18 protein-coding genes are annotated in these 18182 nt (G+C 65.0%); 6 read left to right on the top strand and 12 right to left on the bottom strand.

What is annotated here, in order from left to right; translation table 11 throughout:
* Positions 1-30 precede the first annotated feature (30 nt).
* The 3 genes from SMD10_RS08550 to SMD10_RS08540 are packed head-to-tail and all read left to right on the top strand — an operon-like array spanning position 31 to position 5226.
* Positions 31-534, top strand: a complete 504-nt coding sequence (locus tag SMD10_RS08550) for a GbsR/MarR family transcriptional regulator (protein WP_331685258.1) — start codon at positions 31-33, stop codon at positions 532-534.
* Entirely contained in the window at positions 531-2048 is a 1518-nt protein-coding gene (locus SMD10_RS08545) for an efflux RND transporter periplasmic adaptor subunit (RefSeq protein WP_331685257.1), read from the top strand. The genes SMD10_RS08550 and SMD10_RS08545 overlap by 4 nt, the downstream gene beginning before the upstream one ends.
* 1 nt (position 2049) lies before the next feature.
* A complete protein-coding gene (locus SMD10_RS08540; protein WP_331685256.1) occupies positions 2050-5226 on the top strand; it encodes an efflux RND transporter permease subunit in 3177 nt (1058 codons plus the stop codon).
* A 21-nt stretch (positions 5227-5247) separates the two neighbouring features.
* Here SMD10_RS08540 and SMD10_RS08535 read toward each other — a convergent pair whose 3' ends face one another.
* Positions 5248-5760 carry a GNAT family N-acetyltransferase gene (locus SMD10_RS08535; protein ID WP_331685255.1) on the bottom strand — a complete coding sequence of 171 codons (513 nt, stop codon included), beginning with the start codon at positions 5758-5760 and terminating at the stop codon, positions 5248-5250.
* A 149-nt stretch (positions 5761-5909) separates the two neighbouring features.
* Here SMD10_RS08535 and SMD10_RS08530 point away from each other — a divergent pair, with 149 nt between their 5' ends.
* A complete protein-coding gene (locus SMD10_RS08530) occupies positions 5910-7022 on the top strand; it encodes a 5-methyltetrahydropteroyltriglutamate--homocysteine S-methyltransferase (RefSeq protein WP_331685254.1) in 1113 nt (370 codons plus the stop codon).
* A gap of 69 nt (positions 7023-7091) precedes the next feature.
* On the opposite strand, the gene SMD10_RS08525 is transcribed toward SMD10_RS08530, so the two are convergent.
* The 3 genes from SMD10_RS08525 to SMD10_RS08515 are packed head-to-tail and all read right to left on the bottom strand — an operon-like array spanning position 7092 to position 10014.
* On the bottom strand, positions 7092-8078 hold the full coding sequence (locus SMD10_RS08525) for an ABC transporter substrate-binding protein (protein WP_331685253.1): 987 nt from the start codon (positions 8076-8078) through the stop codon (positions 7092-7094).
* A 35-nt stretch (positions 8079-8113) separates the two neighbouring features.
* The gene (locus tag SMD10_RS08520) at positions 8114-9082 is read right to left on the bottom strand and encodes an ABC transporter permease (protein WP_331685252.1); all 969 of its coding nucleotides are present in this window, start codon (positions 9080-9082) and stop codon (positions 8114-8116) included.
* Positions 9079-10014 (bottom strand): ABC transporter permease, encoded by a 936-nt coding sequence (locus SMD10_RS08515; RefSeq protein WP_331685251.1) that lies wholly within the window; start codon positions 10012-10014, stop codon positions 9079-9081. The genes SMD10_RS08520 and SMD10_RS08515 overlap by 4 nt, the downstream gene beginning before the upstream one ends.
* 194 nt (positions 10015-10208) lie before the next feature.
* Here SMD10_RS08515 and SMD10_RS08510 point away from each other — a divergent pair, with 194 nt between their 5' ends.
* Positions 10209-10568 carry an endonuclease domain-containing protein gene (locus SMD10_RS08510; RefSeq protein WP_331685250.1) on the top strand — a complete coding sequence of 120 codons (360 nt, stop codon included), beginning with the start codon at positions 10209-10211 and terminating at the stop codon, positions 10566-10568.
* 217 nt (positions 10569-10785) lie between these two features.
* Here SMD10_RS08510 and SMD10_RS08505 read toward each other — a convergent pair whose 3' ends face one another.
* From SMD10_RS08505 to aptA, 5 genes are read right to left on the bottom strand one after another with little or no spacing between them, the layout of a single operon-like run.
* Positions 10786-11604 carry an ABC transporter ATP-binding protein gene (locus SMD10_RS08505; RefSeq protein WP_432757212.1) on the bottom strand — a complete coding sequence of 273 codons (819 nt, stop codon included), beginning with the start codon at positions 11602-11604 and terminating at the stop codon, positions 10786-10788.
* Positions 11605-11635: 31 nt separating this feature from the next.
* Positions 11636-13087, bottom strand: a complete 1452-nt coding sequence (gene hydA, locus SMD10_RS08500) for a dihydropyrimidinase (RefSeq protein WP_331685248.1) — start codon at positions 13085-13087, stop codon at positions 11636-11638.
* Positions 13088-13103: 16 nt separating this feature from the next.
* Positions 13104-13505 (bottom strand): VOC family protein, encoded by a 402-nt coding sequence (locus tag SMD10_RS08495; RefSeq protein ID WP_331685247.1) that lies wholly within the window; start codon positions 13503-13505, stop codon positions 13104-13106.
* Positions 13506-13545: 40 nt separating this feature from the next.
* Positions 13546-14793 (bottom strand): Zn-dependent hydrolase, encoded by a 1248-nt coding sequence (locus SMD10_RS08490; RefSeq protein WP_331685246.1) that lies wholly within the window; start codon positions 14791-14793, stop codon positions 13546-13548.
* A gap of 46 nt (positions 14794-14839) precedes the next feature.
* Complete coding sequence (aptA, locus tag SMD10_RS08485) at positions 14840-16168, bottom strand: omega-aminotransferase AptA (RefSeq protein WP_331685245.1); 1329 nt, start codon at positions 16166-16168, stop codon at positions 14840-14842.
* Positions 16169-16351: 183 nt separating this feature from the next.
* On the opposite strand from aptA, the gene SMD10_RS08480 reads away from it, so the two are divergent.
* Positions 16352-17005, top strand: a complete 654-nt coding sequence (locus SMD10_RS08480; protein WP_331685244.1) for a TetR family transcriptional regulator C-terminal domain-containing protein — start codon at positions 16352-16354, stop codon at positions 17003-17005.
* A 61-nt stretch (positions 17006-17066) separates the two neighbouring features.
* Here SMD10_RS08480 and yacG read toward each other — a convergent pair whose 3' ends face one another.
* The 3 genes from yacG to infA are packed head-to-tail and all read right to left on the bottom strand — an operon-like array spanning position 17067 to position 18148.
* The gene (yacG, locus tag SMD10_RS08475) at positions 17067-17273 is read right to left on the bottom strand and encodes a DNA gyrase inhibitor YacG (RefSeq protein ID WP_331685243.1); all 207 of its coding nucleotides are present in this window, start codon (positions 17271-17273) and stop codon (positions 17067-17069) included.
* Positions 17270-17911, bottom strand: coding sequence for a Maf-like protein (locus SMD10_RS08470; RefSeq protein WP_331685242.1), 642 nt, complete (start codon positions 17909-17911; stop codon positions 17270-17272). The genes yacG and SMD10_RS08470 overlap by 4 nt, the downstream gene beginning before the upstream one ends.
* A gap of 18 nt (positions 17912-17929) precedes the next feature.
* Positions 17930-18148, bottom strand: a complete 219-nt coding sequence (gene infA / locus SMD10_RS08465) for a translation initiation factor IF-1 (RefSeq protein ID WP_150971899.1) — start codon at positions 18146-18148, stop codon at positions 17930-17932.
* Positions 18149-18182 lie beyond the last annotated feature (34 nt).

The following is an 18182-nucleotide window of genomic DNA, read 5'->3' as shown; positions in this document are numbered from 1 at the left end:
TGAACGTTGTGCCCCTCTTATGTGCGGCGCATGCTGAGCGAACCGCCCCCCTCGGTACCCGATGCGCCTGCCAACGACGACCCGGATCGCTTCGTCGATCGCGTCGGCAGCGCCCTCGAGACGTTGGGCATGCCGCCGATCGCGGCGCGGCTGCTGTCCCTCCTGCTCCTGGAGAGCGGGCCGATCAGCTTCGGCGACCTGGCCAAGCGGCTCGGCGTCAGCCGCGGCTCGATCAGCATGAACGCCCGCATGCTCGAAGAAAAGCGCATCATCGAGCGCCTGTCTTTCGACGGCGAACGGCAGGATTTCTTTCAGCTCACGACGAAGCCCCTGGCAAATCTGCTCAACGACCGGGTTGGGCGGATGACCCGGACGTCTGACGCCCTCGGCGCGCTGCTGGCGGAGTTTGAAGACGGCACCCGGGAGCGCAGACGAGTCTGTGCCATTCGCAACTTCTTCACCGACGTCGCCGCCAAGCTCGCTGAAATCGCCGACTGCCTGAAGGAACCTTCAAAAGAGGACCGGACTCGATGACCATGGATAATGGGTCCGAGACCCCCCCGGCACCGGTTCAGCGTCGCGAACGCAAGTCACGGGCCGGCTGGATCGCAGCGCTCTTCGTCGTCGCCCTCGCCGGCTGGATGGGCAGCGGCTATGTGCTGCCCTCGCAGGAGCCGCCGCAGGAGCCGCACGAATCCTCGCGCGAGCGCCAGCCGATGGCTGTCGAGACGCTGGCCTCGCAGGCGCGTGCCGTCACGCGTTTCGTGGCCAGCGAAGGCGAAGCGCTGCCGGACCAGCAGACGCCGGTCCGGGCGCGTGTCGCCGGCACGGTCGAGAGCATTTCGGCCAAGAAGGGCGACTATCTGAACAAGGGCGCCGTCGTCGCCAAGATCGCGCTGGCCGATAGAGCCGCCCAACTGGCCCAGGCTCAGGCGACGCTGGAGGCACGGCAGCGCGATCTCGACGCGGCCGAGCGTCTGGCCAAGAGTGGCTATGCGACGAGCCAGCAGTTGACCGACGCGCGAGCCGCGTTGGCGGCCGCCCAGGCAGCCCTGGCCGAAATCCAGGAAACTGCGGGACAGACGCAGATCCTGGCTCCCATCACCGGCGTGCTCGACGAGTTCGACCTCGATCTCGGCGAAGTCGTCTCCGCCAACGACGAGGTCGGCACGCAGATCGACATCGATCCCCTGGTGGTCGAGATCGAGATTCCGCAGCAGAGCATCGCCGAACTGCACACCGGCCAGACCGCGGACGTCAGCTTCATCACCGGGCAGGACCGGCAGGGAACGGTTCGCTACATCGCCTCCAGCGCGTCGTCGGCCACCCGCACCTTCACCGTCGAGGTCGCCGTGCCGAATCCGGATCGCAATATCCCGGCGGGCATTTCCGCGCAGGTGCGCATTCCCGTGGGAGAGGTGCCGGCTCATTTCGTTTCGACCGCCCTCTTGGCGCTCGACACCGAGGGCACGCTCGGCATCAAGGCGGTCAACGCCGACGATACGGTGGAGTTCTATCCCGTCGACCTCGTTCGTGCCGAAACCCGAGGAATTTGGGTGTCCGGCCTGCCGGATCAGTTGAATATCATCTCGGTCGGCCAAGGCTTCGTCTCGGCCGGAGAGACGGTGCGCGCGGTCGCGGCAAGCGAGGAGGAGAAGGAACGCCTGGCCGAACCCGCCGGTGCCATGGCCGGCATCGGCGATCCGGACAAGCTTGCGCCGCAAACCCCGCACTCGTCGAAGCAGACGCAGAATTTCTCGCAAGGCGACTCCGCCGAAGCCCCGACGTCCGACGGCCGGCCGGCCCAGAATGTCGAAGAGCTGTTTACCGAACTCGCGGGCCAAGTTCCGCCGGAGACGGGCATTCGTCTGCTTCAGGAACGCCTGCAATCGCTGGGCTTCGATCCCGGGCCGGCAGATGGCGTGATCGGTGAATCGACACGCACCGCGATCCGCAATTTCCAGCGGTCGCAAGGACAACCCGCGACCGGAGAGATTACGCCCGATCTGATCGCTGCCCTGCTGAAAGCCACGATGGCGGAGCGCTGACATGCACACCCTGATCGAGGCCGCGTTCAGCCGCTCACGAACCGTCCTCTTGATCCTGGCTCTCATCCTGGTGGCGGGAACCGTGGCCTATCGCGCGATTCCGAAGGAGTCGTCGCCCGATATCCCGATCCCCATCATGTATGTCTCCGTGGCGTTGGAGGGGATTTCGCCGGAAGATGCCGAGCGACTCCTGATCCGGCCGCTGGAAACCGAGCTTTCGTCGCTGTCCGGCCTCGACGAGATGGAGGCGCATGCCGCCGAGGGCTTCGCCTCCGTCCAGCTGACCTTCGACGCCGGCTTCGATTCCGACGATGCGCTGACCGACGTCAAGGACGCCGTCGATCGCGCCAAGACCGACCTTCCCGCGGAAGCCGACGATCCGGTGGTGACCGAGATCAACATCTCGCTGTTTCCGATCCTCACCGTGGTGCTCAGCGGCCCGATCCCCGAACGCACCCTGGTGTCGCTCGCCAAGAACCTGCGCGACGACATCGAGGCGCTGCCGGGCGTGCTGGAGGTCGATATCGGCGGCGACCGCGACGAATTGATGGAAGTCCTCATCAACCCGACGGTGCTGGAGACCTACAACATCTCGTTCGACACGCTGGTGAGCCAGATCAGCCGCAACAACCAGCTGATCGCCGCCGGCGCCCTGGACACGGGGGCCGGGCGCATCGTGCTCAAGGTGCCGGGCCTGATCGAGGACGTCAACGACGTGCTCAACCTGCCGGTCAAGGTCAGCGGCCAGACCGTGCTCACCTTCAGAGACGTGGCGATCGCCCGCCGCACCTTCGAGGACCCCGAAGGTTTCGCGCGGATCGACGGTCAGCCGGCGCTGGCGCTGGAGATCAAGAAGCGCACCGGCGCCAACATCATCGAGACCGTCGACGACGTGCGCCGCGTGGTGGCGGAGAGGCGCTCCGACTGGCCCGAAGCGGTGCACGTCCAGTACACGCAGGACGAATCGGAGCAGGTGGTAACGCTGCTGGGCGACCTCCAGAACAACGTGATCTCGGCGATCGTGCTGGTGATGATCGTCATCGTGGCCGCATTGGGCCTGCGCTCATCCATCCTGGTCGGACTGTCGATCCCCGGCTCCTTCCTCGCCGGCATCGCGATCCTCTGGCTGTCCGGCTACACGATGAACATCATCGTCCTGTTTTCGTTGATCCTGGTGGCGGGCATGCTGGTCGACGGCGCCATAGTGACGACCGAGCTGGCCGATCGCCGGCTGCTCGAAGGCCACAAGCCGAAGGACGCCTACGCCTACGCCGCGCAGCGCATGGCCTGGCCGATCATTTCGTCCACGGCCACCACGCTCGCCGTGTTCCTGCCGCTGCTGTTCTGGCAGGGCATCGTCGGCGAATTCATGAAATACCTGCCGATCACCGTCCTGATCACGCTCACCGCATCCCTGTTCATGGCGCTGATCTTCGTGCCGGTGCTCGGCGGCCGGATCGGCAAGGCCCAGCCCCTGACCGAGGACCAATTCCAGCAGATGGAAGCGGCCGAAGACGGCGATCTCTCGCGGATCCACGGCTGGACGGGCCTCTATCTGAAGGTGTTGCACACGGCGGCCGCCGCCCCGCTGGCGACACTCGTCATCGCCTGCTGCCTGCTGGTCGGGGCCTTCTACGGCTACGCCCAATACGGCCGCGGCGTCGAGTTCTTCCCCGATATCGAACCGGACTTTGCCCAGGTTCAAATCCGGGCGCGGGACAATTTGTCGATCTACGAAAAGGACGGGCTCGTCCGCCGTGTCGAGAACCGCCTTCTCGACCTCGACGAGGTCCAGAGCGTCTATGCGCGCACACTGGGGCCAGGACAGGCGCGCCAGTTCGGCGACGACGTCATCGGCGTCATCCAGCTGGAACTCAACGAATGGGACCAGAGACGTCGCGCCGACGTCATCTTCGACGACATCCGCCAGCGCGTCGCCGATATTCCGGGGATCGAGGTTCAGGTCCAGGCACAGGAACAGGGCCCGGGCAGCGGCAAGCCGATCGACCTGAAGCTCAAGGGGCCCGATCTCGACACCTTGGCCGACGCCGTCGCACAGGTCCGCGCCATGATGGACGACATCGGCGGCTTCGAGGACATCACCGACTCCCGTCCGCTGCCCGGCGTCGAATGGCAGGTGAAGGTCGACCGCAAGGAGGCAGCGCGCTTCGGTGCCGACGTCACCCTGCTCGGCCAGGCAGTGCGTCTGCTCACCAACGGCATCGAGGTTTCCGATTACCGCCCGGAAGACGCCGAGGACGAGGTGGCGATCCGTGTCCGCTTTCCGGCCGACGACCGGACGCTGGAGCGGCTGGAGCAACTGCGGATTCCGACCAACGACGGTCTGATGCCGATCCGCAACTTCGTCACCTTCGCGCCCTCGCCGAAAGTGGATTCGATCATCCGCATCGACCAGCGACGGGTGATGAGCATCGAATCCGACGTCGCGCCGGGGCTGCTCGCCAACGACGAGGTGGTCAAGCTGCGCAGCCGGATCGAGGCGGCCGGGTTGCCGACGGGAGTCGACTACGAGTTCGGCGGCGAAGCCGAGGATCAGGCGGAGGCCGCCAGCTTCCTCATTGGTGCCTTCCTCACGGCCATCTTCCTGATGTTCATCATCCTGGTGACGCAGTTCAACTCGATCTACCAGTCCGTCCTGGTGATGACGGCGATCATCTTCTCGAGCGCCGGCGTGTTCTACGGCCTGCTGATTACCGGGCGGCCGTTCGGCGTGGTGATGGGCGGCATCGGCCTGATCGCGCTTGCCGGCATCGTCGTGAACAACAACATCGTCCTGATCGACACCTACAACGACCTGCGCAAGCGCGGCCAATCGCCGATGGAAGCGGTGCTGCGGACGGGGGCCCAGCGGCTCAGGCCGGTGTTTCTCACCTCCGTGACGACCGTGCTCGGCCTCGTTCCGATGGTGATGGGCGCCAATGTCGACTTCATCGCGCGTAAGATCGAGTTCGGCGCGCCCTCGACCCAGTGGTGGACGGAGCTCTCGGCGGCGATTGCCGGCGGCCTGACCTTTGCCACGACGCTGACGCTGATCCTCACGCCGGCAATGCTGATGCTGGGCGAGAGCCTCGCGGCCTGGTGGAAGCGGCGGCGCGGCCAGGATGCGCCGAGCCCGCTTCTCGACGATCCGCTGGCTTCACCCCGGCCGGCCGAGTGATCGCATGGGCCGGGCGATCGTTCAGCCCGGCCATTCGTCCGCCAGCACTGCCCAGCGTTCGTGGTCGCGCCATTCGCCGGCGATCTTCAGATAGCGGGGAGAGAAGCCTTCCTTGCGGAAGCCGAGGCGTCGCACGAGGGCAATCGAGGCCGCATTGTCCGGCTGGATGTTCGCTTCGAGCCGATGCAGTCCGATCTCGTCGAAGGCATAGCGCACCGTCAGCCGAACCGCTTCCGTCATCAGGCCTCGCCCGGTGAAGCCCGCCATGCCGTAATAGCTCAGATAGGCGTTCTGGAAGGCCTTTCGAAAGATCTGGCTGAGGTTCGTCACGCCGACGATGGCGCCGCTGTTCTGTTCGCGAGCTACCAGGCCGACCTTCGCACCGGTGGCGATCTCGTCGAACCACGCCTCGAACCCGACCTGATCGCAGAAGGGTTCGACCCAGGGATGATGACACGATCGACTGGCGATGTTGGCCGCGATCAAGGCCTCGGCATCGGCACGGCGAACGGGATTGAGCGAGATGGATGACATGGCGATCCGTCTAGGCCGCGATGGCGGGCCTGCCAATAGCCAAGCGCTCCATGATCTCGAAGTGAAAGCCGACTGGCCTGTGGCGAGAACTCATGCAGGCCTGAAAACTTATGCTACAGCGAGACCCGAATTCCGCTCGGGAGAATCCGATGACCAAGCCCCCTTTCAAAGCCGATCATGTCGGCAGCTTCCTGCGGCCCCAACGCCTCGCCGACCTGAGGAGCCGCTTCGCGAGCGGCGAGGTCGACAAGGAGGAGCTGCGCGCACTCGAGGACGAATGCATCCGCGCCCTCGTCAAGCGGCAGGAATCCGTCGGGCTCAAAGGCATCACGGACGGCGAGTTCCGCCGCACCTATTTCCACGTGGATTTTCTGGAGCAGTTCGACGGTGTCGAGGTGACCTTTGGCGAGTTCAAATCGCACTTCCGCAAGGCGTCCGGCGAGGAGGTCGGCTTCGCGCCGCCGACCATGCATGTCCGAGACAGGATCGGGCGCGACCATTCGATCCAGGGCGACGACTTCGATTTCCTCAAATCGGTCGTATCGGAAACGCCGAAGGTCTGCATTCCCGCTCCCTCGATGCTGCACTTTCGCGGCGGGCGCGAGGTCATCTCCGAGACGGCCTATCCCGACCTCGAAGAGTTTTATGACGACCTCACCGCCGCCTATCGGGCCGAGGTCCAGGATCTGGCGGATCGCGGCTGCCGCTATCTGCAGTTCGACGACACCAACCTCGCCTATCTCTGCGATCCGACCATCCGCGCCGAGACCGCAAAACGGGGCGACGATCCGGACGCGCTGACCGAGCTCTATTGCCGGCTCGTCAACGAGACGATCCGAGACCGGCCGCAGGACATGGTGGTGTCGGTGCATCTGTGCCGGGGCAACTTCAAGAGCGCCTGGGTGGCCGATGGCGGATACGAACCCGTGGCGGCGATCCTGTTCAATGAGATGGGCGTCGACGGCTTCTTCCTGGAATATGACGACGAGCGCTCGGGCGATTTCGCGCCGCTCCGCCACATGCCGAAGACCAAGACCGTGGTGCTCGGCCTGATGTCGTCGAAGACGGCGACGGTCGAACCGACCGACGAGGTCAAGAAGCGCATTGACGAGGCGGGCCGTTTTGTCGATCTGGAGCAGTGCGCGCTGTCGCACCAATGCGGCTTCTCCTCCACCGCTCATGCCAACGACCTGACCGAGGACGACCAGTGGCGAAAGCTCGACCGCTGCGTGGAGATCGCCCATTCCGTCTGGGGCTATTGAAGCGGCGAAAAAGAGGCCGGCGGAGCGCTCCGCCGGCCAACGGGGGTCAAATTCCCCGACATCTCATCTTCAGTTGAGATCTTTCATCTTGTTGGTAACGGCGTCCGTCCAGGCTCCCACCGGTTTCTTCGTGATCACCGGATCAGAATCGCCCGACAAGAGAACATCAACAGTGTTCTCTGCCGCCGCAACGTCGAGCGTCCCATCAGAGCCTTCCGTTAGCTTGTTAACTCCCTCCATCATGTGCACATTGTGCTCCTCGGTGATGGCGCCGGTCATATCGTGATCCGTGACGATCGAAACCGCCTCGTCCGGATTCTCCTGGGCGTAGTCCCAACCCTTCATCGAGGCCTTGACGAAGCGCGCCATCTTATCAACGAAGGCCAGATCCTTGAGGTCGTCCTGAAGCACATAGAGACCGTCCTCGAGCATCGCCGCATTCTGATCGGTATAGTTGAAGACGACCAGATCGTCCGGCGACATGCCTGCCTCTATGAGCTGCCAATACTCGTTGTAGCTCATGGTGGAGATGCAATCGGCCTGCTTCTGCAAGAGCGGATCGACGTTGAAGGCCTGCTTCAGAACGGTGACGTCGCCGCCTTCTTGGGCGTTGAGGCCAAGCTTCGCCATATAGGCGTAGAACGGATACTCGTTGCCTGAAAACCAAACGCCGAGGGTCTTGCCCTTTAGGTCCTCGGGCGTCTCGATGCCGGTGTCCTTACGGCAGGTAAGTTGCAGACCCGACTTCTTGAAGGGTTGGGCGATATTGACCAATGGCAACCCCCTCTCACGCGCAGCAAGCGCGGCCGGCATCCAGTCGACGATGACGTCGGCGCCGCCGCCGGCGATCACCTGTTCCGGCGCGGTGTCCGGGCCGCCGGGCTTGATTTCGACGTCGAGTCCCTCCTCTTCGTAGAACCCCTTGTCGAGGGCGACATAGTAGCCCGCGAACTGGGCGTCGGTGACCCATTTGAGCTGGAGGGTCACGGAATCGGCGGCAGACGCCGATGCGGTGGTGGCGGCCAAGGCCAATGCGGCGGCGGCGAGAATCTTCATGCCTTGTACTCTCCTTTGGGGGTGAAGGGATATCTTCAGTTGTCTCGGTAGGACGGGTGCCAGAACGTCGAGAGCCGCTCGGCGATCGACAGCAGGCCGTAGGTGAGAGAACCGGCGAGCGCCGCCACGGTGATTTCGGCCCACACCATGGACGTGTTCAGCCGGCCGATCTCGGCGGAGATGCGAAAACCCATACCGACGATGGGCGTGCCGAAGAACTCGGCAACGATCGCCGAGATCAGCGCCAGCGTGGAATTGATCTTCAACGCGTTGAAGATGAACGGCAGCGCCGCTGGCAGGCGCAGCTTGACCAGCGCCTGGCCATAGGAGGCGGCGTAGGTGTGCATCAGGTCGCGCTCCATCCGGCCGGCCGCGGCGAGGCCTGCCACCGTGTTCACCAGCATCGGGAAGAAGGTGACGATCACCACGACGGCGGCCTTGGACTGCCAGTCGAAGCCGAACCACATCACCATGATCGGCGCGACGGCGACGATCGGCAGAGCCGAGACCAGATTGCCGATCGGCAGAAGGCCGCGCTGCAGGAAGGGCGAGCGGTCGATCAGCACCGCGACGAGGAAGCCGAGACCGCAGCCGATGACGTAGCCGGTGACGACCGCCTTGACGAAGGTCTGTACGAAGTCGGCCCAGAGCATTGGGATGGACCGGCCGATATCGGCGGCGATGGCCGAAGGGGCCGGCAACAAAACCTGGGGGACCTGGAGGCCGCGAACGACGAACTCCCAGGCGAGCACCAGCGCGACCCCGAACACGAGCGGCACGAGAAGCTGAAGGGCGCGGCACAGCAAAGGATTCGCCGGCTCGAAGGACGCGAGCCCCATGGTCGTCCATGCGACCCCGATCAGGACGACCAGAACGAGAATCCAGAAGACGGGGCCGGACGGCGGCGCGGCGAGGAGGGAGAGAGCCGCGATCGCGCAAATGAAGGCCACCAGGGCGGCACCGGCCACGACGGACGGCGAACGGGCGTCGAACGCGGCCATCATGCCAAACCCTGCCGCTTGAGGACGAACCGTTCGGCGAGCGCGATCAAACCGACGAGCACGGCGGCGGCGAAGGCTGCCATGACCAGCGCCGACCAGATCTGGACCGTCTGTCCGTAATAGGAGCCGGCCAGCAGGCGCGCGCCGAGGCCGGCGACCGCGCCGGTCGGAAGTTCGCCAACGATGGCGCCGACGAGCGCGGCGGCCACCGCCACCTTCATCGAGGTGAAGAGAAAGGGCAGCGAGGCCGGAGCCCGAAGCTTGGCGAGGATCTGGCCGCGGCTGGCGCTGTAGGTCCGCATCAGGTCGAGATGCATGCGGTCGGGCGAGCGCAGCCCCTTCACCATGCCGACGGTCACCGGAAAGAACGACAGGTAGGTGGAGATGATCGCCTTGGGCAGGAGACCGGTGATGCCGACGGCGTTCAGCACGACGATGATCATCGGCGCGATCGCCAGGATGGGGATCGTCTGCGAGGTGATGATCCAGGGCATCAGGCTCTTGTCGAGCGTCCTCGAATGGATGATGCCGATGGCGATGAGCACGCCGAGCGCGGTTCCAATGACGAAGCCGGTCAGCGTCGAGGACAGCGTCACCCAGGCGTGGAACAGCAGCGAGCGCGGCGAGGTGGGGCGCACCAGCGCGATCGATCTCCACAGTTCCGCGACGATCTGGTGCGGGACCGGGAGCACAGGCCGGCTGGAACTCCACGTAGCGGCGATCGCCTGCCCCGTGGTGTAGTCGCCGGCGCGCGCCAGCTTGTCGGTCTCGGTCTGCCAGTTCATCCCGATCGCGCCGAGATACCAGACGACGATGATAACGGCGACGACGGCCAGGATCGGCACCGTGCGGCCTTCGACCAGCTTGGCGGCGACACGACGCAGCGGCGAATAGCCGATCGCCCCGCCGGGCTCGGCGATGGGGGTGGCGGTCATCTGGCGCCTCCATTTGCGACCGCCGGGTCAGCCCCTCCCCTGGGCTGCCAATCTCCCCTATCGAGAGGGGAGATCGAACTTTGTTCGACAACGGACCCTGCTTGCGCCCCAGTGGACAATGATCCACCATTCGACGCAGCTGCCAATCTCCCCCCTCGTGGGGGAGATACCCGGCAGGGCAGAGGGGGGGCCGTATGAGCCGATCTGTCCCAAAGCGGTTGCGCGCAAACGCCCGCGCGATGCGGCGCAAGATGACGGACGCCGAGTTGCAACTCTGGAACGCGCTTCGTGCTCATCGCCTGATGGGTCTCGGCTTTCGCCGTCAGATGCCCATCGCCCGATTCATCGTCGACTTTACGTGCCCGGAGCACCGGCTGATCATCGAGATCGACGGCTCGCAGCACGGACGGGAGGCGGAAATGGACCGCGATCGTCGGCGCACCGAACGTTTGGCAGCCCACGGCTGGCGTGTCGTCCGCTTCTGGAACGACGACGTGCTGCGCGACATCGACGGGGTTTGCTCGCACATCCTGACGATGATCGCCGAAGGCTGAGCCCGCCGCCCCCCCTCTGGGCTGCCGCCCATCTCCCCCGCAACGGGGGGAGATCGAACTTTGTTCGACAGATATCGCCTCAATCGGAGCCGTCGGTACGACCGGAACCGGATAGCCGCGCGGATGAAACCGGGGATCTCTCTCCCGGTGAGGGGGATGCCCGGCAGCCCAGAGGGAGGGCGCAGCGGAACGGCTCCTATCGAGGGTGGAGCCCGCCTCACTCATAGCTGTGTCCGGCCCGAAGTCCCTCGCGGACGCGGTGGGCGATGGCGAGAAATTCCGGGGTTTCGCGGATCTCAAGCGGCCGCTCGGTGCCGAGGTCGCAGTCGATGATCTCCTGGATGCGGCCGGGACGCGGGCTCATCACCACGATCTTGGTCGACAGGAAGACCGCTTCGGGAATCGAGTGGGTGACGAAGATCACGGTTTTCTTGGTCTTCGCCCAGAGCTTGAGCAGCTCTTCGTTCAAATGATCGCGGACGATCTCGTCGAGTGCGCCGAACGGCTCGTCCATCAGCAGGAGATCGGGATCGAAGGACAGCGCCCGGGCGATCGAGGCGCGCTGCTGCATGCCACCGGACAGCTGCCAGGGAAACTTCTTGCCGAAGCCCGACAGGCCGACCAGATCGAGATTGGCCTCGATCCGCTTCGTCCGCTCGGGCCTGGCGTAGTCCATGATCTCAAGCGGCAGCCCTACATTGCCCTCAATGGTCCGCCAGGGATAAAGGGCTGCCGCCTGAAAGACATAGCCGTAGGAGCGTGCCTCGCGCGCCGCCTGCGGACTCATGTCGTTGACCCGGATCGTACCCGATGTCGGGCGCTCCAGGTCGGCGATGACCCTCAAAAGTGTCGTCTTTCCACAACCCGATGGACCGATGAAGGAGACGAATTCGCCGCGCTCGACGGTGAGGTCGATGTCCTGCAGGGCGTGCACCGGGCCATCGGCGGTCTGGAACACCAACGACAGGCCGCCAGCGGCGATGACCGGTATCCCCGACCGGGCCTGGCTTCGCCGCTCGCGCGTGGCATCGGACATCAGCATCGCGCCGCTCCTGGCTTCACCGGCCTCAGACGCCGCTCATCGGGATGCCGGAGCGCTCGACCTTGCGCGGCGCGGTCAGCTCCTTCCAAGTGGACAGCGCCTTGTTGACCGGGCCGTGCGGCGGACGCTCGACGAAGCGGCCATCGCCGCATTCGGCCCGCACGTCGCCTTCCCTGTAGGCGACCTTGCCGCGCGACAACGTCACCACGGGCAATCCTGTCACCTCGATCCCCTCGAAGACGTTGTAGTCGATCGCCGACTTCTGGGTCTTGGCGGAGATGGTCTTGGTCGCCGCCGGATCCCAGACGACGAGGTCGGCATCGGCCCCGACCAGGATCGCGCCCTTGCGGGGATAGATGTTGAGAATCTTGGCGATGTTGGTGGAGGTCACCGCCACGAACTCGTTCATGGTGAGCCGCCCGGTTCCGACGCCCCGCGTCCACAAGATCGGCATCCGGTCTTCCAGGCCGCCGGTGCCGTTCGGGATCTTGGTGAAGTCGCCCATTCCCATCCGCTTCTGGTCGGTGGTGAAGGCGCAGTGGTCGGTCGCCACCACCTGCAGCGAGCCCGCCGCGAGGCCGGCCCAGAGCGAATCCTGGTGCAGCTTGTTGCGGAAGGGCGGGCTCATCACGCGGCGGGCGGAATAGTCCCAATCGGGATTCTGATATTCGCTTTCGTCCAGAACCAAATGCTGGATCAGCGGCTCGCCGAAGACCCGAATGCCCTTCTGCCGCGCCCGGCGGATCGCCTCGTGCGCCTGCTCGGACGAGACGTGGACGACGTAGAGCGGCACGCCCATCTGGTCGGCGATCATGATGGCGCGGTTGGTCGCCTCGCCCTCGACTTCGGCCGGGCGCGAATAGGAATGCGCTTCCGGCCCGGTATTGCCCTCGGCGAGCAGCCTCTGCTGCATGAACGCGACCACGTCGCCGTTCTCGGCGTGAACGAAGGGCATCGCGCCGATTTCGGCACAACGGCTGAAGGACGCCGACATCTCGTCGTCGTTCACCATCAGCGAGCCCTTGTAGGCCATGAAGTGCTTGAAGGTGTTGATACCGCGCTCGGCGACCTTCGGCATCTCGTCGAACACCTGTTTGTCCCACCAGGTGATCGCCATGTGGAAGGAATAGTCGCCGCGCGCCTTGCCGGCCCGCTGGAACCATTGCTGCAAAGCCTCCACCAGGCTCTGGTTGGGCGCCGGCGTGCAGTGGTCGACCACCATCGTCGTGCCGCCGGACAAGGCGGCCGCCGTGCCGCTGTCGAAATCGTCGGAGGAAAACGTGCCCATGAAGGGCATTTCCAGGTGCGTGTGAGGATCGATGCCGCCCGGCATGACATAGGCGCCCGACGCGTCGACGATCTCGTCGCCCGAAAGATCAGGTCCGATGGCGGCGATCTTTTCCCCGTCGATCAGGACGTCGGCCTTGTAGGTGAGGTCGGCGGTCACGATCGTGCCGCCCTTGATGACGATGGTCATGCATCATCCTCCTTCTTCACATGCGTTCGACGGTGACCGAGGGCGCCGAGCGCCGGGTCGGACCGTGGGAGACGGCCTCGATGTTGTTGCCGTCGGGATCGAGCAGAAACGCTCCGAAATAGTTCGGGTGATAGGACCGAGGTCCCGGCGCGCCGTTGTCGCGTCCGCCGGCCGCCAACCCGGCGGCGTGAAAGGCCTCCACCGCCTGCGGGCTCTCGGCCTGACAGGCGAGATGGATACGCGAGACCGCGTCGTCGGCCTTCGAGACGTAGAATTCGTCGCACCAGAAGTCGGTGCCGTCGCTCTCGATGCCGTGCCCCAGCGCCGCCAGGGCCGCCTCGTAAAAGCAGCGGCTCACATCCACATCCGCCACGCGAATGTGGATGTGATCGACGAGGCGGCCGAGATGCTCGGTCATCGAGAGGATGTTTCCGGCAGAGCGTGTCCCATAGGCGACCCTATTCGACCACTTCGGCCGTCTCGACCGCAGCGTGGAACAGAACGTTGGCCCCGGCCGTCGCCCATTCCTTGGAGATGTCCTCCGCCTCGTTATGCGACAGGCCGTCGACGCAGGGACACATGATCATGGTCGTCGGGGCGACCTTGGCGGCCCAGCAGGCGTCATGGCCGGCGCCCGAGACGATGTCCATGTGCGAATAGCCAAGCTTCTTGGCCGCACCGCGCACGGTCGAAACGAGCTCCGGCGTGAAGGTGACGGGGTCGAAGTGACCGACGGCCTCGATCGAGCAGCCGACGCCGAGTTCTTCGCAGATCGCCGGCGCCTCCTTCTCGATGCGGGCGCGCATGCCGTCGAGCTTGGCCTGGTCGACGGTGCGGATGTCGACGGTGAAGACAACCGTGCCCGGCAGCACGTTGCGCGAATTGGGCGAAAAGGTCACCTGGCCGACGCCGCCCACGGCGTTGGGCTGGGCGTCCATGGCCACCGCCTGGACCATCTCGAAGATGCGCGCCATGGCGAGCCCGGCATTGACGCGCATCGCCATCGGCGTCGAGCCGGTGTGCGCCTCCTTGCCGGTCAGCGTGAACTCCAGCCACCAGAGGCCCTGGCAGTGGGTGACGACGCCGATCTCCTTGGCCTCGGCCTCAAGGATCGGCCCCTGCTCGATGTGGAGCTCGTAATAAGCGTGCATCTTGCGCGCGCCGACCGTCTCGTCGCCCTTCCAGCCGATGCGCTGCAGCTCCTCGCCGAAGGTCTTGCCCTCCAGATCCTTGCGGCCATAGGCGTAATCGAGAGTATGGACACCGGCGAATACGCCGGAGGCAAGCATGGCAGGCGCAAAACGGGCGCCCTCCTCGTTGGTCCAGTTGACGATGACGATCGGATGCCTGGTCTTGATGCCAAGGTCGTTGAGGCTGCGCACCGCCTCCAGCGCGCCGAGCACGCCGAGCACGCCGTCGTATTTACCACCGGTCGGCTGGGTATCGAGATGGCTGCCCATAGTGACCGGCAGCGCGTCTGGATCGGTGCCGGGGCGGGTGAAGAACATCGTCCCCATCTCGTCGATGCCGAGGGTCATGCCGGCCTCCTCGCCCCATCGCTTGAACAGCGCACGCCCTTCGGCGTCGACGTCCGTCAGCGTCTGGCGATTGTTGCCGCCGGCAATGCCGGGGCCGATCTTGGCCATCTCCATGATCGAATCCCACAGCCGGTCGCCGTTGATCTGGAGATTGGAGGCAAGGCTCATCAAAACTTCTCCCCTCGGTATTTTGGACAGCGCGGTAGACGCGCGGTCAGTCGGTGCTCTTCAGGACCTGACGCAGCGTGTCGGCGATCTGGCCGATCTGATCTTCCGAGATGATCAGCGGTGGCGACAGCGCGATGATGTCGCCGGTGGTGCGGATCAGCACGCCCGCCTCCAGCGCCTTGAGGAAGGCGGAGAAAGCGCGCTTCGTCGGCTCGCCCGCAATGGGCTCCAGCTCGATCGCCGCGATCATGCCGATGGTGCGGATGTCGATCACATGCGGCTCGCCCTTGAGCGCATGAATGGCGTCGGCAAAGACCGGCTCCAGCGCATGGGCCCGCTCGAACAGCCCTTCCTCCTGATAGGTCTCGAGCGTCGCCAAGCCGGCGGCCGAGGCCATGGGATTGCCGGAATAGGTGTAGCCGTGCGCGAACTCGATGGCCGCCTCGCCTCCGGTCATGAAGGCGTCGTAGATCTCGTTCTTGACGAACACCGCCCCCATCGGGATGACGCCGTTGGTCAGTCCCTTGGCCGTCGTCATGATGTCCGGCACCACGTCGAAATAGTCGGCCGCAAAGGCCGCACCCATGCGCCCGAAGCCGGTGATCACCTCGTCGAAGATCAGGAGGATGCCGTGCTGGTCGCAGATCTCGCGCAGCCGCTTCAGATAGCCCTTGGGCGGCGGCAGGACGCCGCCGGAGCAGGCCACCGGCTCGACGATCACGGCGGCGATGGTGGAGGCATCGTGCAGCGCGACGAGACGCGCGAGGTCGTCGGCGAATTCGACGCCGTTCTCCATGGGCCCACGCGTATAGCTGTTGCGGGACAGATCGTGGGTGTGCCGGATGTGGTCGACGGCGGGCAGCATCGTGCCGAACATCTTGCGATTGCCGGAGATGCCGCCGACCGACATGCCGCCGAAATTGACGCCGTGGTAGCCCCGTTCCCGGCCGATCAGCCGGGTGCGGGAGGCCTCGCCCCGCATCCGGTGATAGCCGAGCGCGATCTTCAGGGCCGTGTCGCCCGACTCCGAGCCGGAATTGGTGAAGAACACATGGTCCAGCCCGGTCGGACTGATGGTCGTCAGCCGCGAAGCCAGCTCGAACGACTTCGGGTGGCCCATCTGGAAGCCCGGCGCATAGTCGAGCTCGGCCGCCTGACGCTGGATCGCCTCCACGATCTTCGGCCGGCAGTGGCCGGCATTGACGCACCAGAGCCCGGCCGTTCCGTCCAGCACCTGGCGGCCGTCGGCCGTCAGGTAATGCATATCCTTGGCGCCGACGAGAAGGCGTGGAGCCTTCTTGAACTGGCGGTTGGCGGTGAACGGCATCCAGTGGGCTTCGAGATTATTGGGAACGATCGGCCGCGTTTCGTTCATGATGTCCTCCACACGGGAGCCGAACCGGCTAGCCGTGACCTCGTTTCTTGACTAAATGGTCAAATCGGACGCTAAAAGCAGATCCTAAGCCGGTCAAGCGGATTCGCTTGCATTCTGTGCAGCATGCTGGACCGCAAAAATTTCGGGCAACGGGCAATCCGGCGCCTTCGAAAGGACGGCAAGATGATGGACGCGCGAGCCCCCTCGGCCACCCTCGAAGACAGGACGCCGACCCGCATCCAGACGATCAACCGCGAGATCATTCTCGAGGCGGCGCTGGCGGTCTTTTCGGCCTATGGCTTTCGGGGCTCCACTTTGGACCAGATCGCGGCCAAGGCGGGCATGTCGAAGCCCAATCTGCTCTACTATTTCCGCCGCAAGCAGGAGATCTACGCCGCGGTTCTGGAACGGACGCTCGACGAGTGGCTAGCCCCCCTGGAGGCGATCGACAGGAACGGCGATCCAATCCAGGAACTGCGACGTTATATCACGCTGAAGCTGGAGCTTTCGGCGAAGCGGCCGGAGGCCTCACGGCTCTTCGCCAACGAGATTCTCAACGGCGCACCCGCCATCAGGGGTTTTCTGCACACGACGTTGAAACGGCTGGTACACGAGAAGGCCGGCGTCATCCGCGGCTGGGTCTCGCAGGGGCGGCTCGCCCCGGTGGACCCGTTCCACCTGATCTTCACCATCTGGGCGGTGACCCAGCACTACGCCGATTTCGACGTACAGGTGCGCGCCATCCTGGGCGACCAGGTGGGCAAGCCGGGCTTCTACGAGCAGACGGCGCAGGCGGTGCTAACGATCGTGCTCAACGGGATCAGACCGAGGGAGTAGCGCTTCGCCGGACCGCCGATCTTTCGACCCGGCTTCGCATTTCCAGACCAAATCCGGCCGACTAGGACGCGGGCGAATCCTGATCGTCCTCTGAGCCGTCCTCTTCCGCGCCGGGAATGACGTACTGACCGGACAGCCAGCGATTGAGGTCGACGGCCTTGCAGCGCGGCGAACAGAACGGATAGGTGGCGCGCGCGGACGGACGACCGCATTCCGGGCACTTCCGCTTGGGACGCAGCGGCGCCACCTTGGCGCTGCTTGCCGTCATGCCGCCTCCCCAGCGGTCTCCGCTGCAATTCGGGCATTGTGCACATCGTAGCCCTCGCCGGCGATCAGCGAGATCGTCTCGTAGAGCGGCAGGCCGACGACACTGGTGTAGGAGCCGACGAGACGCACGACGAACCGGCCGGCCAGGCCCTGGATGGCGTAGCCACCGGCCTTGCCCTCCCACTCGCCGGACGCGACATAGTGCTGAATGTCCTCGCGAGACAGGCGCTTGAAGCGAACCCGCGTCTCGACCAGACGCTGACGCTGGCGGCCGGACGGCCCGATGACGCACAGGCCGGTGTAGACGTGGTGGGTGCGCCCGGAGAGGATGCGCAGATTGGCGACCGCGTCCTCCTCGATCTCGGCCTTGGGCAGGATCCGCCGTCCCACGGAAACCACCGTGTCTGCGGCCAGGACGATGCGGTCCTCGGCCTCGTCGCGCTCGCGTAACGTTTGAAAGGCCGTCTCGGCCTTTTCCTTGGAAAGGCGCTTGGCGAGCGAGCGGGGATGCTCGCTCCGCTCGGGCGCCTCGTCCAGATCCACCGGCAACAGGCGCTCGGGCTCGATCCCGGCCTGCTGCAGCAGGGCAAGGCGTCGCGGCGAGCCCGACGCCAGGACAAGGGAGCGCTGTGCGGCCATGTCCTTACGATCCGGTCGTTACTTGAAGCGGTAGGTGATACGACCCTTGGTCAGGTCATAGGGGGTCATCTCGACCAGCACCTTGTCGCCGGTCAGCACACGAATGCGGTTCTTGCGCATCCGCCCGGCGGTGTGGGCGATGATCTCGTGGTCGTTCTCGAGCTTGATGCGGAACGTTGCATTGGGCAGAAGCTCGGTGACCGTTCCGGGAAATTCGAGAACTTCTTCTTTCGGCATGCGCTCTTTAAACCTCAAACACTTGGGGGCGACG

It is taken from the genome of Consotaella aegiceratis (genome assembly GCF_036541425.1).
Lineage (GTDB): Bacteria > Pseudomonadota > Alphaproteobacteria > Rhizobiales > Rhizobiaceae > Consotaella > Consotaella aegiceratis.
This window is presented reverse-complemented; position numbering and strand designations above follow the sequence as displayed.

Coding starts and splice junctions, on each gene's coding strand:
- aptA (WP_331685245.1), bottom strand. CDS start 16,168: ATGAACGAAACGCGGCCGATCGTTCCCAATAATCTCGAAGCCCACTGG.
- SMD10_RS08495 (WP_331685247.1), bottom strand. CDS start 13,505: ATGACCGAGCATCTCGGCCGCCTCGTCGATCACATCCACATTCGCGTG.
- hydA (WP_331685248.1), bottom strand. CDS start 13,087: ATGACCATCGTCATCAAGGGCGGCACGATCGTGACCGCCGACCTCACC.
- SMD10_RS08470 (WP_331685242.1), bottom strand. CDS start 17,911: ATGGCCGCACAGCGCTCCCTTGTCCTGGCGTCGGGCTCGCCGCGACGC.
- SMD10_RS08510 (WP_331685250.1), top strand. CDS start 10,209: ATGAGCCGATCTGTCCCAAAGCGGTTGCGCGCAAACGCCCGCGCGATG.
- SMD10_RS08520 (WP_331685252.1), bottom strand. CDS start 9,082: ATGATGGCCGCGTTCGACGCCCGTTCGCCGTCCGTCGTGGCCGGTGCC.
- SMD10_RS08530 (WP_331685254.1), top strand. CDS start 5,910: ATGACCAAGCCCCCTTTCAAAGCCGATCATGTCGGCAGCTTCCTGCGG.
- SMD10_RS08540 (WP_331685256.1), top strand. CDS start 2,050: ATGCACACCCTGATCGAGGCCGCGTTCAGCCGCTCACGAACCGTCCTC.
- SMD10_RS08515 (WP_331685251.1), bottom strand. CDS start 10,014: ATGACCGCCACCCCCATCGCCGAGCCCGGCGGGGCGATCGGCTATTCG.
- SMD10_RS08490 (WP_331685246.1), bottom strand. CDS start 14,793: ATGAGCCTTGCCTCCAATCTCCAGATCAACGGCGACCGGCTGTGGGAT.
- infA (WP_150971899.1), bottom strand. CDS start 18,148: ATGCCGAAAGAAGAAGTTCTCGAATTTCCCGGAACGGTCACCGAGCTT.
- SMD10_RS08550 (WP_331685258.1), top strand. CDS start 31: ATGCTGAGCGAACCGCCCCCCTCGGTACCCGATGCGCCTGCCAACGAC.
- yacG (WP_331685243.1), bottom strand. CDS start 17,273: ATGACGGCAAGCAGCGCCAAGGTGGCGCCGCTGCGTCCCAAGCGGAAG.
- SMD10_RS08545 (WP_331685257.1), top strand. CDS start 531: ATGACCATGGATAATGGGTCCGAGACCCCCCCGGCACCGGTTCAGCGT.
- SMD10_RS08525 (WP_331685253.1), bottom strand. CDS start 8,078: ATGAAGATTCTCGCCGCCGCCGCATTGGCCTTGGCCGCCACCACCGCA.
- SMD10_RS08480 (WP_331685244.1), top strand. CDS start 16,352: ATGATGGACGCGCGAGCCCCCTCGGCCACCCTCGAAGACAGGACGCCG.
- SMD10_RS08505 (WP_432757212.1), bottom strand. CDS start 11,604: ATGTCCGATGCCACGCGCGAGCGGCGAAGCCAGGCCCGGTCGGGGATA.
- SMD10_RS08535 (WP_331685255.1), bottom strand. CDS start 5,760: ATGTCATCCATCTCGCTCAATCCCGTTCGCCGTGCCGATGCCGAGGCC.